Origin of the sequence: Paenibacillus mellifer (assembly GCF_023195895.1) — a bacterium.
Taxonomy (GTDB): domain Bacteria; phylum Bacillota; class Bacilli; order Paenibacillales; family Paenibacillaceae; genus Fontibacillus; species Fontibacillus mellifer.
In genome coordinates this window covers 1-15244 of record NZ_JALPRK010000026.1, presented here as the reverse complement: position 1 = coordinate 15244, position 15244 = coordinate 1, and the positions used below count along the sequence as shown (strand labels likewise).

Below are 15244 nucleotides of genomic sequence, written 5' to 3'. Positions count from 1 at the left end.
AGTTGCCGTGAAGTCATCGTTGTTATCGTTGTTATCGTTGTTATTGTTCTGCCTGTAACCATTATAGTTACACTAATTCCGGAAGTCAATTCTCATCTCGCAACAACTCCCTTAGCATACCCTCCCGATGATTGACGAACTCTTTCATGATGATATAATGATCGGTCTCTTCCAGCGTGGTCTTCTCGATCCCGTCCGGCGTAAGTTGATACATGAGGCTGTCGGGATACGCCATCAGGATCGGCGAATGCGTGGAAATGATGAACTGGGAGTGGCGTCCGACCAGTTCATGAATCCGCGCCAGCATCGCCATCTGCCGATATGGAGACAACGCCGCCTCCGGTTCGTCCAAGATATACAGGCCGCGCCCGCTGAAGCGGTTCATAAACGCGGCGAAAAACGATTCCCCATGCGACATCGTATGCAGTGATTTCCCGCCGTAGGAGTCGACGATCCGTGGCGGACTAACCCACGCATGATTTTCCTGATCCAGTTTATCGATTTCCGTCGCCAGGTTATAATAGCTCTCCGCCCGGAAAAAGAACCCGTCCCGCGGCCGCATCGGCCCCCTTACGGTACGAAGATAGCGATGCAGCTCGGAGTGGGTCTCGGCCGTCGCGAAGCTGAAGTTCATCGTGCCGCCTTCCGGGTTAAACCCCAATGCGACGGCGATGCCCTCCAGCAGCGTGGATTTGCCCATGCCGTTTTCGCCGACGATGTACGTGACCTTCGGATGGAACTCCAGCTGACCGAGCGACGAGACTGCAGGTAAGTGGAAAGGATAGTCATCAAACGTTGGCACCTCGTCCCGCTGCAGCGTGATCCTCCGCAGATAGGCGTTCAACTCCATCAGACTTCACCGCTTTCCGCATCCAAGCCGCCATGGTACAAGCTATGATAGAACCCGTGTCGCCGCAAGAGTTCCTCGTGCGAGCCCTGCTCAATCAAGCGGCCTTCCTTCAAGACCAGAATCTTGTCGGCCTGGCGGATGGTGTTCAGACGATGAGCGATCACGAAGCTCGTTCTGCCTTGCATCAATCGCTGCAAGCCTTCCTGGATTTTGATCTCCGTCACGGTATCGATGCTGCTGGTCGCCTCGTCCAGCACGAGGATCGACGGATCCGCCAGAATTGCCCGCGCGATGGCCAGCAGCTGTCGTTGCCCTTGGCTGATGCCACCGCCGTCCGCGCCCAGCACCTTATCATAGCCGCCCGGCATCCGCACGATAAAGGAATGCGCATTCGCCAGCTTGGCGGCCTCCTCCACCTCCACATCGGTCGCATCTAGTCGGCCGAAGCGGATATTGTCGCGGATCGTGCCCTGGAAGAGGAACGAATCCTGCAGCACAAACGCCATCTGCGAACGCAGGCTGTCACGCCGAATCGTCCGGATATCGCGGCCGTCGACCGTGATCCTCCCCCGGGAAGGCTCGTAGAAACGCGACAGCAGTTGAATCAGCGTCGTTTTGCCGGCCCCCGTCGGTCCGACCAAAGCGATCGTCTCGCCCAGGTTCGCCGTAAAGCTGATTTCCTCTAACGTATCGCCGTCCTCGTTTCCATTTTCCTCATAAGAGAAGTAAACTCCCGAGAAAACCACCTCGCCCCGCACGGACGACAGCTCCAGCGCCGCTTCTTCGTCGCGGGCTTCCACTTCCTCGTCCAGCACCTCGAACACCCGCTCCGCGCCGGCAATCGCCGACAACAGCGTGTTCCACTGGTTCGCCAGGTCGTTCAGCGGGCGGGTAAACTGCCGCGCGTATTCGACGAACACAACGATTACCCCGACAGTAACTCCGGCGCTCCCGCGTACCGCCAACACCCCGCCGATCCCGGCCACGATCGCGAAACTCAGGTTATTAAGGCCGTTCATCAGCTTCGGAATGAAGCCGGAAATCGTCTGCGCCCAGAAGCTGGAGCTGCGGATCGCCTCATTCCGCTCACGGAAGTCTTGCAGCACTCGCTGCTCTTGAGAGAACGCCTTAATAATCCGCTGCCCCGACAACGTCTCCTCAATGTAGCCGTTCAGGTTGCCAAGATCCTGTTGGCGCCGTTTGTACAGCGGTCCCGTCCGCTTCGTGATCCAGCGCATCCCGGCCATCATTAACGGCACGACGAGGAACGTCAGCAGGGTCAACAGCGGGCTAAGGTACAACATCACGGCGACCGTGCCAACCAGCGTTAATACGCTGGAGAAAATCTGGATTGCCGAGCTGTTCAGCGTCGAGCTGACATTGTCCATATCATTGGTCAGTCGGCTCATGATTTCGCCTTGCTGACGTTTGCCGTAATACGGAATCGGCAGCCGATGCAGTTGGGCGAACAGCTCGGAGCGCATCCGGTACACCGTCTCCTGAGCGATTCCGATCATCCAGATGTTTTGCAGCCAGGACGTGAGCGACGAGCCGGCAAATACCAACGTCAATCCGATCAGGAACATCACCCAAGGTCGGCCCCCGCCTGCCTCCAGATAATCGTCCACCGCCATCCCGACCAGGTAGGGTCCTAGCAGCGCTAATCCCGAGCTGAAGACAACCATCAGCAGGACGGTTGCCAGCCGGGCTTTATGGGCAGATAGGTAACTCCAGATCCGCCCTAGCGTACCTGACCAATTCTTAGCCCGTACCTTGGGCCTTACACCGCCGGGTCCGCCGCCATGGCCGGGTCGGCGCGGCGCAGCCGCCACTGCAGCCGGCGCGTCATTACGGGCCCCGCCGCCCTGTGAGGATGACCCCAACTTCGGGTACGGATGGCGAAACGGTTCAGTGAAGGTCTTGAACGGCATGAGGTTCCGCCTCCTTTCCTTGCTGGGATTCGCAAATCCGCCGGTACAATTCCGAACGCTGCAGCAGTTCCTCATGCTTGCCGCTGGCGATCAGCTGCCCGTCATCCATAAGAAGAATTAAATCCGCCGTAGCGGTCGAGCTGATCTTCTGCGTAATGAGCAGCGTTGTGCAAGAAAGGCGCGAGACTTCCTCCAGCAGAGCCGCCTCCGTACGGACGTCCAGGGCGCTTGTGCTGTCGTCCAGAATCAGGATGGCCGGCTGGCGCACCAGTGCCCGGGCGATCGACAGGCGTTGCTTCTGTCCGCCGGACAGATTCACGCCGCGCTGACCCAGGCGCGTCTCGTAGCCGTGCGGTTGCCGCTCGATCGTCTCGTGGATCTGCGCCTGCCGAGCGGCAGCCTGAATTTGCTCCAGCGTTGATCCCTCACGGCCCCAGGCGATATTCTCCCGGATCGTTCCGGAGAATAACATGACCTCTTGTGGCACATAACCGATGGCGCGGCGCAGCCGTTTCCGATCGAGCTCGCGGATATCGATCCCATCGATGCGAATCATCCCCTCCGTGGGCTCGTACATACCGGGGATCAGCTGCACCAGCGACGATTTCCCCGAACCGGTCGCGCCCATGACGGCGATTCGCTGCCCCGGCTCCGCCGTAAACGATACTCTCTCCAGCACCATCTCCTCGCGTCCTGGATAGCGGAAGGAAACCTCGCTAAACTCGATGCGGCCTTGGATCGGTGATGCTCCCGCTGCTGCCGCCATCCCCGCCGTCCCCCCCATCTCTACTTCCGCCTCGGCATCAACCGACTCCGCCAAAAAAACTTCCCGCTCGCCGACCGGATCTTCCTCCTCAAGCACTTCACGTACCCGTCCGCCCGATGCGGCCCCCCTCGAGAGGGAGCTCATAATCCAGGATAATGCAGACAACGCGCCAATGGTCCGCAGCGAATAGTTGATGACAGCGACCACTTCACCAACGCTGGCACCCCCGTCCGCGATTTCGATCCGGCCGAACCACAGCACCGCAATGATTCCGGCGTTCATGATGAACAACAGGAACGGCATCGTGGTCTCCGTCAGCTTTAACGCGGCGACCGTGCCCTGGCGCAAATCCCGGTTGCGCTGTTCAAAACGCCCGATCTCATGCGACATCCGCACGAACACGCGGATCAGCCGCATGCCGGTCAGATTCTCCTGAATCAGGCCGTTGACGCTGTCCGTGCGCCGCTGCACCGCACGAAATAAAGCGGACGCTTTACGGATCATCCACAACACAAACCCCAACAGCACAGGGACGGTTACCGTCAACAACAGCCCCAGCTTCACATGCACGACCAGAGCCATCACGACGCTCCCGATCACTACCAGCGGCACCCGGGAAGCAAAGCGCAGGCACATAAAGATGACGTCCTGCAGCACCGTGATATCCCCGGTCAGCCGGGTGATCAATGACGAAGCCGCGAAGCGATTAAACACTTCATACGAGAAGGACTGCACCTTCTCGTACAGCTTGTCGCGCAGGTCATAACCAAAACCTTGGCTCACATGCGAGGCGAAGAAGGAACTGGTAATCCCGGCGAGAAACGCCACCAAAGCGCTTGCCATCAGCACCCCGCCCCAAATCCAGGCGACAGACACCTCGTGCTGCCGAATCCCGTGATCGATGATCCGCGAGATGATCAGCGGCTGAATCAACTCCACCGCCAGCTCGATTAGCAGCATGACGATCGCCGAAATGGCGGCGATGCGGTATTTTCTAAAAATAGCGGTCATAACGGACATCCTGATTCCTCCAGTCCGGGTGATTCCGTAAGAATCGCCAAGTTGGTAAACTACACGGTCTTATTATAAAACAGATGGAGGTCTCGCTCTAATACTTTCTGTTATCCGCCTCCAATTCAGCGGTCACTTCGGTAAAGACGGTTTCGGGGGTGACAATCCTTTTGGGCAGCGTGCGCCCTTCCGTCAGTTCCCTCACCGCCTGCATCAAATTCGGCCCGAGGAGGGGATTGCATTCCACCACTGCGTTGATCTTGCCTTCGGCCATGCTCTTCAGCGCCCTGCGCGTCCCGTCGACGGAGATGATCACGATATCCTTCCCCGGCCGGAGCCCGTAAGCCTCAATGGCTTCGATTGCGCCCAGCGCCATATCGTCATTATGAGCGTACAGCACATCCATCTCTCCACCGTGTTCCTGCAAAAAGGAGCGCATGACCTTCTCTCCCTGCTCCAGCGTAAAATCGGCATGCTCACTTTCCAGCACCTTGAATCTCTTATCCCCGAGAACGGTATCCGCAAATCCCCGGCCGCGATCAATGGATGGTGTCGAGCCCTCCGTCCCTTTGAGTTCCACAATTCCGATCGGCCCGGGGCGACCGACCATTTTGTCCAGCAGAAATTTGCCCGCCTTCTTCCCTTCCTCATACAAATCGGATCCGATCAGAGTCACGTAATTGGACGCATCGACCGCTCTGTCGACGATAATGACCGGGATTCCGGCCTCCTCGGCCTCGTTCAGAATCGGTACCCATCCGGTTTGAATGACCGGAGCGATCGCGATCACATCGACCTTCCGCGAGATAAAGCTGCGGACCGCCTCAAACTGCTTCTCCTGCGATTGCTCGGCATTTTCAAACAGCAGCTCGATGCCTGCCTCTTTAGCCGCTGTCTTGATCGATTGGCTATTCGCGTTCCGCCAGTCGCTCTCCGAACCGAGCTGGGAGAACCCCAGTACAATATGGTGTTTCGTTGCAGCCGGCTCTCCAGACGACAGCTCCGGGCCGGAGGTCACATAGGTCGTGGTTGTTGGATCCGCTTCGACGGGGACCGAAGTCTCCTCTGCGGTTCCAGCCCGGCAGCCGGAGAAGATGAACAGCAGAGCAAGCAGGACCAGAAGAGGCATCGATTTCAATAATGTGGAACGATGGCGCCTAAGCATAACTCGTCTTCCCCCTATTTCGTGATCTCCCATTAACCGGAAGCTTATCACAAGCGATTTCATCGGAAAAGAGCAAAAAAACCTGAGCGTTTCGTCTCAGGTTTTTTCCGTAATCCTCCCCGTTCATTTCCTTACCCTCGTTCGGCTAACCGCCGCTCGCCCAGCAGCCTCTGCAGCAAGATAAACAGCAGGAGCAGTACGCCGATCACGATCCGCGTCCACCAAGAGCTGAGGGTCCCTTCAAAGCTAATAATCGTCTGAATCACGCCCTGGATCATGACCCCAAAGAAAGTGCCCACAACATACCCGACGCCGCCGGTAAGCAGCGTTCCGCCGATTACCACCGCGGCGATCACGTCCAGCTCCATCCCGTTCGCGTGGAGCCCGTAGCCGGACAGCATATAGAACGTGAACACAACGCCGGCCAACGCGGAGCAAAGTCCGCTGAAGCCGTAGACCATCAATTTCGTGCGGGCTACCGGCAACCCCATCAGCAAGGAGGACGCCTCGCTCCCCCCGATGGCGTACGTGTTACGGCCGAATTTCGTGTAATGGGCCAGATAAATCCCAAGGGCGACCACCACCAAAGCGATGATGACGCTAATAGAGACGAATTGATCGCCCGGCAGCTTGATCTTCGTCTGGGCCGCCGCCGTGTAGAAGGCATTATCGATCGTAATCGTATTAATGCTGATGACGTAGCATAAGCCCCGAGCCAGGAACATCCCTGCCAACGTCACGATAAACGGTTGGATGTTGAAATAATGGATCGCCGCCCCCATCGCCGTTCCGAATATCGTCCCCATGATCAGAACGAGCAAAATCACAAGCGCGGGCGGCCAACCCTGCTGCAGCAAGCTCGCGGAAACCATCGTCGTCAGGGCGATCACCGAGCCGACGGACAAATCGATCCCGCCGGATACGATCACGAAGGTCATGCCGACCGCGGTAATGAGCAGAAAGGCGTTATCGATCAGCAGGTTGAGCAACACTTGCCCGGAGAAAAATCCCGTATACCGGAACGAGCCGGCGACGAACATCAACAGAAACAAACCGATCGTTACCCCTAACGGAATGTAATTACGTTTAAGCATGCGGCTTCACCCCCGATTTCGCCGCAGCCGGCGTTCCTGGTTTCCGTTTCCCGCCCAGGGCGGCCCGGAATTGATCGGATTGGATCAAACAAACCGCAAGAACGACAACCGCCTTGACGACCAGCGTGATCTCTGGCGGTACGCCCACCATGTAAATCGTTGTCGTCAGCGTCTGAATAATGAGCGCCCCCACCAGCGTCCCCGCTAAATGGAATCGGCCCCCATTTAAAGAGGTCCCGCCGACGACCACAGCTAAAATCGCGTCCAGCTCGTACCATTGCCCGGCATTGTTGCCGTCCGCGCTCGAAACGTTGGAGCTGAGCAGCAAACCCGCCATCCCCGCGCATAAGCCGCAGAATGAATACACAGCCAAGGTCACCGTCCGTGACCGGACACCCGCTAACCGGCTGGCTGTGGGCTTACACCCGACCGCCTCGATAAACAGCCCCAGCGCGGTTTTGCGGGTCAACAAGGAGGCAATCGCAAATACGGCTGCAACCACAAAGATCGAAAACGGCAGAGATAACCAAAATCCTGCCCCCAGATACTGATACTTCGAGCTCTGTACCGTGATGATTTGCCCGTTCGTAATCAACTGCGCAATCCCTCGCCCAGCCACCATCAGGACCAAGGTGGCAATGATCGGCTGGATGCCGATCCGGGAGACCAGAAATCCGTTCCAGAGGCCCAGCGCGGCGGACAGAACCAGCGCGAGGCCGACGGCGGACAGTACGGAAATCAAGCTATTCGGGTCAGATGCCCGGCTAATCTGCAAGCAGGCCATCGCTCCCGCAATGGCTACGACCGAGCCGACCGACAGGTCGATGCCTCCGGTTGCGATCACCAGCGTCATACCAATCGCCACGAGAATCAGCGGAGAGCCAAAATTCAGGATGTCGATTACACTGCCGTACAGATGACCGTCCCGCACTTTGATCGAGAAGAAGTCCGGCGAATAGATCAAGTTGAACAAGAGCAACAAGGCGAGCACGAGCAAAGGCCATACCAAACGATGTTTTCTCATCCCTTCTCCCCTCCGGCGATCGCCTGCATCACCTGTTGCTGATTCATTTCGGCACCGCTCATTTCCTTCACCTTGCGGCGATCGCGGAGCACGGCAATCCGATCGCTCACGCGCAGCACCTCCTCCAGCTCAGAGGAGATGAACAATACGCTCATCCCCTTCTCCGCCAGCGTCAATACCAGCTTCTGAATTTCCGTCTTGGCGCCGATGTCGATCCCGCGGGTTGGCTCATCCAGAATGAGCAGCTTGGGCTCGGTCACCAGCCACCGGGCCAGCAGAACCTTCTGCTGGTTGCCGCCGCTCAGGTTACGGATCAATTGCTCCGAATCAGATGGATGAATATTCAAGAGGCGGATATACTCCTCCGCGATTTCCTCCTGGCATTTGCGCGGAATCGCGCGGAACCAGCCCTTCGCCGCCTGAAGCGCCAATACGATATTTTCCCGGACTGTCAAATCGTCAATTATGCCTTCCTTCTTCCGATTCTCGGAGCAAAAGGCGATACCTTCGTCAATGGCCTGACGGGGGGAGTGAATACTCCCTCCACTGCCGGCCATTTGGAGGCTTCCCTGATCGTGCCGGTCGGCCCCGAAGAGGAGACGGGCCAGTTCAGTCCGGCCGGAACCAAGCAAGCCGGCCAATCCGACAATCTCCCCCTGGTGAATTTGCAAATCAAAGGGCTCGATCGACCCTTGCTTACCCAATCCCGCCGCGTTCAGCAGTAATTGACCCGCCGGCCTGCCGCTGGCCTCCGCCGAACTAGGGAATTCCTCCAGCATCTCCAGTTCTTTGCCGATCATCTTCGACACCAGCTCAATCCGCGGAAGCTCATTCACGAGGTATTCTCCCATGAACTCCCCGCCGCGAAGGATCGTAATGCGATCGGAGATTTCGTAAACCTGATCCAGAAAATGCGTGACGAACAAGATCGCCAGCCCTTGCTCCTTCAGCTTCCGCATAATCGCAAATAATTGTCGGACCTCGCTCTGATCCAGGCTGGAGGTTGGTTCATCCAGGATCAGCACTTTGGCGGAAATGCTAAGCGCCCGCGCTATGGCAATCAACTGCTGAACCGCGACCGAATAAGATTCGAGCGGACGGGTCACGTCAATGTCCAGATGCAGCCTCTCCTTCAGCAGACGCTCCGCGTTCCGGTTCATCTCCTTCCAACGAACCCGGCCGAACCGGTAAGGCTCGTGGCCGATATAAATATTTTCCGCGACAGACAAGTTCGGGCATAAATTGATCTCCTGATAAACCGTGCTGATGCCGGCAAGCTGCGCCTCCTGCGGACTATGCACCCTGATCGGCGCCCCTGCCATCTCCACAAGGCCTTGATCCGCGGCGTAAACCCCGGTCAACACCTTGATCAAGGTCGATTTGCCGGCGCCGTTCTCGCCCATCAACGCATGCACCTCACCGGGAAACAGCCGAAAATTCACATTTTTCAGTGCTTTTACGCCGGGAAACGTTTTATGGATCCCCGACATGTGCAGAATCGGTTCCATAGATTCCATATCCTTCATCTCGCTTAATATTTCCGGTTAGGCAGCTCACGCTTGGCATCTTCGGACGTAAACACGCCTTCTTCGGTCACGATCCGCTTTTCGATCTCCTTACCGTCAACGACATCCTGAACGGCTTGCATCAGCTGAGGTCCGAGCAGAGGATTACATTCCACGATAAAATTGATCTTACCTTCACTGGCCGCAACGAACCCGTCCTTAACCCCGTCCACCGTGATAATGAGGATATCTTCGCCCGGCTTCAATCCGGCCGCTTCAATCGCTTGGATGGCTCCTAGTCCCATGTCGTCGTTGTGGGCGTAGAGCACATCGATCTTCTTATTCGCCTTCAGGAAGGACTGCATGACCTCTTTCCCCTTCGCCCGGGTAAAGTCCCCCGTCTGCGAGGCGATCACCTTCAGATTGGGATTCGATGCAATCACTTCTGCAAAACCCTTCTGGCGGTCAATCGCCGGCGCGGAACCGGTCGTTCCCTGCAGTTCCACGATGTTGATTTCCTCGGTCGAATCTTTGAATTGATCCACCAGCCATTGTCCGGCCCGGCGTCCCTCCTCCACGAAGTCGGAACCGATGAACGTCTTGTACAGCGAATCATCCGGAGAATCGACGGCTCGGTCCGTCAAAATGACCGGAATCCCGGCGTCCTTCGCTTCCTTCAGCACAGTATCCCAACCCGACTCCACCACCGGCGAAAAAGCGATGACATCCACTTTCTGCTGGATGAAGGTACGAATGGCTTTAATCTGGTTTTCTTGCTTCTGCTGGGCGTCGGAGAACTTCAGTTCGAAGCCTGCCTCTTTGGCCGAATCCTGGATCGATTTCGTGTTCGCCGTTCTCCAGCCGCTCTCCGCGCCAACCTGTGAAAATCCAAGCACGATCTGTTTGCTCTCCGCCGTTGTGTCCTTCGCGTTTTCCGTCGTTGTGTTGCTTGCCGAATTGGATTGCTCCGCTTGTTTGCCGCCGTTATTCGCCGGCTCCTGGGCATTCCCGCCCGACCCGCTGCCGCCGCATGCAGATGCAAAGAGCAGCAACAAGGATGTCGCAACAATCAGTCCGGATTTTTTGAAAGAAACCATTTCAAATTCCTCCCCTTTTTGGTCACCATCGTCTGGCGTGATCCGATTATAAAACGCTTACATAACTCTGTGATACGGAGATTCATCGCCGACGTTTGCGTTTTCTTTCGCTTCTATTCCACACGGCGGCCTGTCCAGTTTGTTTTTTTGCGGTGCTCCTTTGTTTTCTTATGAATGATTGCGTTTTCAAGGGGGTTGCTTCATAATATGGGATCAAAAGAGCCCTTCTTGAAAGGCAGGCCACTCATGAAGCTGATCAATTGGATCTCCTCCAGCCTGCGCGCGAAGCTCCTCCTGATGTTCCTGTTCCTGACGGTCATTCCGCTCATCACCATCGGGTTGGTCGCTTATCAGAAGTCTTACAACACGGTCTACGAGAACAGCAAAGCCAGCGCAGTGCTCACGGCAGATCAACTGGCGCGAAGCCTGGGAACGTTGTTCACCGACAGCAGCAAATTGCTTGAACTCGGCAACCACTCGCAGGTGCTGCATTTTCTCTACTCGCAAAACGACACCTATGAGGATGCCAAAGAGATCCTGCGGACGATCGACTCCTACCGTCAAACCTACAAATATGAAAGTGTCCTGAATATCACCATGATCAACCTGTACGGGAGGGGTATCAGCGAGCGGCGTGGTGTATTTGTGCTGGATAAAAACCCGCTGCGGAATCCCCATTTCGCCTATTTAATCGACAATCCCGATGTCGTGCTCACCGTCCCTCCGCTTGACGCCCTGATGTTGGACCATCCCGACGGACTTCAGGAGAAGCCCGCCATTTCGATCATGGCCGCCGTCAAACAGCGAATTACGCATGAAACGATCGGCTTCATTGTCATCGATGTGGATGCTTCGGCGGTCAGCCGGTTCTGCGACGAGGTCAAGGTGGGCGAAACCGGGTTCTTCTATATCGTCGACGCCAGCGGACGTCCGATCTTCATGCCCACCGGGCTCGTCCCGGATCAAGTCCTGCCGGAACGGGACATTCTGGCCCGAATGGCCACCGGCGCTTTGAGCAGCTATGTCGATAAATCGGGCGGAGGGCCGAAGTTTATTTTCGCCTCCTCCCCGCAAGCGGCAGGCTGGAAAATCATCGGCCAGGTCCAATTACGCGAAATCGTCAAAGAGGCCGATTCGATTCGGCAGTTAATCATTGTCAGCGTAGCGCTGAGTCTCTTCTTTGCCGTGTCATTGCACTTCTTCATCTCCTCCCGGCTCACGCGTCCGCTCAAGCTGTTGAAGAACAAGATGAAGCTGGCAGCCTCCGGCTTTCTGGAGTCGAAGGTCACGCCTGCAGGCAACGATGAAGTCGCTGAGTTGGGGCGCAGCTATAACATTATGCTGGGGAAAATCAAGGCTCTGCTCGAGCAAAGCATCCGGGAACAGGAAGAAATCAAAAAGGCGGAATTGCGTGCCTTACAAGCCCAAATCAACCCTCACTTCCTGTACAATACGCTCGATTCGATCTTGTGGATGGCGGAGGCGGGCAAGAACGACCGGGTCATCACGTTGGTGCAATCGCTCTCCCGGCTGTTTCGCATCAGCTTAAATCGCGGACGCGACTGGATCCCCCTGGAGAAGGAGATCGAGCACGTCCACAGCTACCTGATCATCCAGCAGATGAGGTATCGCGATATTTTGGAGTACCGGATCGAGGTGGAGCCGCATCTTCTCCCCTGTTCTGTTCTCAAAATGACGCTTCAACCGATCGTCGAAAACGCGCTGTATCACGGCATCAAAAATAAGCGGGGCAAAGGAATGATCACGGTATCTGCTCAGGAATCCGGGGAGCGCGAACTTCAGTTAACCGTACGGGACAACGGATGCGGAATGCCTCCCGATAAACTCGAACGGCTGCGCCGCGATTTGCTGAACGGACGCCTGCCCGTGGAAACCGGCGAAGAAGTATCGGGCGGCTTTGGCCTGCATAACGTTCACCAGCGGATCAAGTTATTTTACGGAGAATCCTATGGGGTCCAGATTGACAGTGCGGCCGGAGAAGGTACTACGGTAACGATATCCATTCCAAGGGGAAAAGAGGAATGACCGATGATGAAGAAAGTGCTGCTCGTCGATGATGAGATTCTCGTCAGGGAGAACATACGGGATTGCATTCCGTGGGAACGGGAAGGGTTCGATTATCTCGGCGACGCTTCCGACGGAGAGATGGCTTTGCCGATGATCGAGCAGTTGCAGCCCGATATCTTGATCACCGATATCAAAATGCCGTTCATGAACGGCCTGGAGTTATGCCATGTGGTGCGCGCCAAATTTCCTCAGATCAAGATCATTATCTTGAGCGGTCACGGGGAATTCGATTATGCGAGAAAAGCGCTTAGCCTTGGCGTTGAGGAGTATTGTCTGAAGCCGATCAGCGCCTCGGATCTGGTGGAGCTGCTTCACGGGGTAAGCCACAAGATCGATAGGGAGCGAAGCGAGAAGGAGCAGCTCGAGGGCTTGATGCGGCGTGAGCTGGAGAAAGCCGGGAATTCACGGCATAAGCTGTTAAGCGATTTATGCGGAGGTCTGTTATCGGCGCCTGAAGCGATTCAAACGGCCGAAACCTTGTCGGTTTCGCTGGTCGCCCGCTGGTATGCCGCAGCGATCGTCGATCTGCGTCCGGCGGAGCCTTCGAACGTAGAATTCGAGGCCGCGGGCTGTCCGGAATGGAACACTGTACTAGAGTACATTCAGAAGGCCTGTGACCACGGCCAAATGCTGCAGTACCCGGCCAGCCGAACAAAGCAGGTCTATATCGTCAAAGGGGATACGGAGGGGGCGCTCAAGCAGACACTGGAGCCCTTCCGGCGCATACTGGCCCTCTTCGAAGAGCCGACCTGTCGCTTCCCGCTATTCCTTGGACTCGGTTCGGGGCATGAGCGCATCCAGGGCATCCACCTTTCTTTCCTTGAAGCCGAGGAATCGCTATATTGGCAGCGCCTTACGCGGCAAAACCGGCAAAACCTGCTGGAGGTGACGCGCAGCTCCATTCAGCATAGTATTTTGCTGGACCGGCAGGCCTTCGTTCGCTTTCTCAAGATCGGAACCTCCCGGCACCTGTCGTCCTTTATCCCTGAATTCGCTGCCGTCCTTCAGTCCGTGGATTGGAATGCCTCTTTGACCGGCTACTACATCTTGAACGACCTGACGCTGGAGGTGGTCAAGATTGCCGAGGAGTCCATCCGGGGACCCGGGGATTCGGGTCAAAGCCTTCGTTCGTTTCAGGGGCGGATTGAAGCGGTAGGCTGCTGGGATGAGGCTTGCGCTTATTTGACCCACCTGGTGGAACAATTCTGGCTGTGGCGCGCCAGGTCCGCCGATCGTTACGCTGATTTACTTCATCGGGTGAAGGATTATATCGCCGCCAATTATGACAAGGGCTACATTTCCCTGCAGCATGCCGCCGAGCATATCAGCATGAGTCCAAGCCACCTTAGCAAAATCTTCAGTCAGGAAACCGGTCAAACGTTTATTGAGTTTCTGACGGAAACACGGATTCGCAGAGCGATGGAGCTGCTGCAGTCGACGCAATGCAAAACGTATGAAATCGCTTGTCAGGTCGGCTATAGCGATGCGCATTATTTCTCGAACCTATTCAAACGGGTGACCGGGATGACGACAACCGAATTCCGTAAACACGGCACGATGTCCCCCGCCCGGACCAACGTTCGCGTCGCAAGGGGGGAACCGCATGATCATGCCGTTTCAGGGTCGTTGGAATAAACGCTCGATCGAGATCGCTTGGTTGGGAAGGCTGGTGAGCGGACGCACCTTGGGGCTGGCGTTGGGTTTGGTATTGGCGCTGGTGCTCACGGGATGCCAGGGGGCTCCGGTGTCCGAAACGGAAGGCGGAGATGCAAGCCAAGTGGGCTCGACTGCCGCCCCCGCAGCCGTCCTTCCCTCTTCCACTTCGACTAAACTTCAAGCGCCAAAGTACATTTTCGGCATCATCTATCCGATGGCGCATCCTTTTTACGAGGAGGTCACCCGTCTTGCAGAAGAGGCGGGCTCCCCCGAGAACGTGAGGCTTGTCGTCAGAGCCCCCGATGCGGTGAGCGTGGAGCAACAAATCCATATGATGGAGACGATGATTCAACAGCAAGTTGACGGCATCGCGATTTCGCCAATTGATTCTGGCGCGTTGACCCCGGTGATCAACAAGGCGGAGGACGCTGGAATTCCCGTCATTTGCTTCGAATCGGACGCTCCGGACAGCCGGCGTTCGGCTTATATCGGCACGAACAATGTGGAGGCCGGAGCGGAAATGGGCCGCGTGATCCAGAAACGGATGAAAGATAAAGGCATGGTGCTCGTCGCGTCCGGCGTTTCGTCCATGAGTCAGAACCAGGATCGGCTGCAAGGGCTGCTGGACTTCTTACATGATAAAACGAATATTCAAGTGCTGGAAGTACGCCATAACGAAGGCGACGACGGCAAAGCGTTGATCGACCTGGAGGCGATGATTGACGCCCATCCCCACTTCGATGCCTTCATCTCCGTTGATCTCACCTCCAGCTCTGCCTCGGTGCTTGTCTGGAAAGCGATGGGGCTAAGCCGTTATGCCGTTGCTTTTCATATGACGCCGGAAATGAAGGAAGGCTTGCGCAACGGACAGATCACCTCCGTGCTTTCGCAGAATGAAGAGGGCTGGGGCGGGTTGCTGGTCGGTCAATTGCTTCGGTTAGCCCGCGGCGAGCCGGTTCCGGCCTTTACCGATACTGGCCGGACGGTGATCGACGGCTCATCGGAGGCGTTGACGTCCAAACCGAAGTAAATCGAGTAGCAGGGGGTGACTACCCCT

11 protein-coding genes are annotated in these 15244 nt (G+C 56.5%); 3 read left to right on the top strand and 8 right to left on the bottom strand.

Going from position 1 to position 15244, the window contains the following annotated elements; genetic code table 11:
- Positions 1-85 precede the first annotated feature (85 nt).
- The 8 genes from M0651_RS20560 to M0651_RS20525 form a co-directional block, all read right to left on the bottom strand.
- Entirely contained in the window at positions 86-850 is a 765-nt protein-coding gene (locus tag M0651_RS20560; RefSeq protein ID WP_248553598.1) for an AAA family ATPase, read from the bottom strand.
- Positions 850-2781, bottom strand: a complete 1932-nt coding sequence (locus M0651_RS20555; RefSeq protein WP_248553597.1) for an ABC transporter ATP-binding protein — start codon at positions 2779-2781, stop codon at positions 850-852. The genes M0651_RS20560 and M0651_RS20555 overlap by 1 nt, the downstream gene beginning before the upstream one ends.
- Complete coding sequence (locus tag M0651_RS20550; protein ID WP_248553596.1) at positions 2759-4567, bottom strand: ABC transporter ATP-binding protein; 1809 nt, start codon at positions 4565-4567, stop codon at positions 2759-2761. Before M0651_RS20550 ends, M0651_RS20555 begins: the two co-directional genes overlap by 23 nt.
- Positions 4568-4655: 88 nt before the next feature.
- Entirely contained in the window at positions 4656-5723 is a 1068-nt protein-coding gene (locus tag M0651_RS20545) for an ABC transporter substrate-binding protein (RefSeq protein ID WP_248553595.1), read from the bottom strand.
- A 131-nt stretch (positions 5724-5854) separates the two neighbouring features.
- Positions 5855-6817: a galactofuranose ABC transporter, permease protein YjfF gene (yjfF, locus tag M0651_RS20540; protein ID WP_248553594.1), complete on the bottom strand. Its 963-nt coding sequence runs from the start codon at positions 6815-6817 to the stop codon at positions 5855-5857.
- Positions 6810-7841, bottom strand: coding sequence for an ABC transporter permease (locus M0651_RS20535; protein WP_248553593.1), 1032 nt, complete (start codon positions 7839-7841; stop codon positions 6810-6812). The genes yjfF and M0651_RS20535 overlap by 8 nt, the downstream gene beginning before the upstream one ends.
- Positions 7838-9349: a sugar ABC transporter ATP-binding protein gene (locus M0651_RS20530; protein ID WP_308195561.1), complete on the bottom strand. Its 1512-nt coding sequence runs from the start codon at positions 9347-9349 to the stop codon at positions 7838-7840. Before M0651_RS20530 ends, M0651_RS20535 begins: the two co-directional genes overlap by 4 nt.
- Before the next feature lie 23 nt (positions 9350-9372).
- Positions 9373-10443 carry an ABC transporter substrate-binding protein gene (locus M0651_RS20525; RefSeq protein ID WP_248553591.1) on the bottom strand — a complete coding sequence of 357 codons (1071 nt, stop codon included), beginning with the start codon at positions 10441-10443 and terminating at the stop codon, positions 9373-9375.
- A gap of 207 nt (positions 10444-10650) precedes the next feature.
- Between M0651_RS20525 and M0651_RS20520 the strand changes: the two genes are divergently transcribed.
- The 3 genes from M0651_RS20520 to M0651_RS20510 are packed head-to-tail and all read left to right on the top strand — an operon-like array spanning position 10651 to position 15217.
- Entirely contained in the window at positions 10651-12489 is a 1839-nt protein-coding gene (locus tag M0651_RS20520; RefSeq protein ID WP_248553590.1) for a cache domain-containing sensor histidine kinase, read from the top strand.
- Between the two features lie 3 nt (positions 12490-12492).
- A complete protein-coding gene (locus M0651_RS20515; RefSeq protein ID WP_248553589.1) occupies positions 12493-14166 on the top strand; it encodes a response regulator transcription factor in 1674 nt (557 codons plus the stop codon).
- Positions 14135-15217, top strand: a complete 1083-nt coding sequence (locus M0651_RS20510; protein ID WP_248553588.1) for a substrate-binding domain-containing protein — start codon at positions 14135-14137, stop codon at positions 15215-15217. Before M0651_RS20515 ends, M0651_RS20510 begins: the two co-directional genes overlap by 32 nt.
- Positions 15218-15244 lie beyond the last annotated feature (27 nt).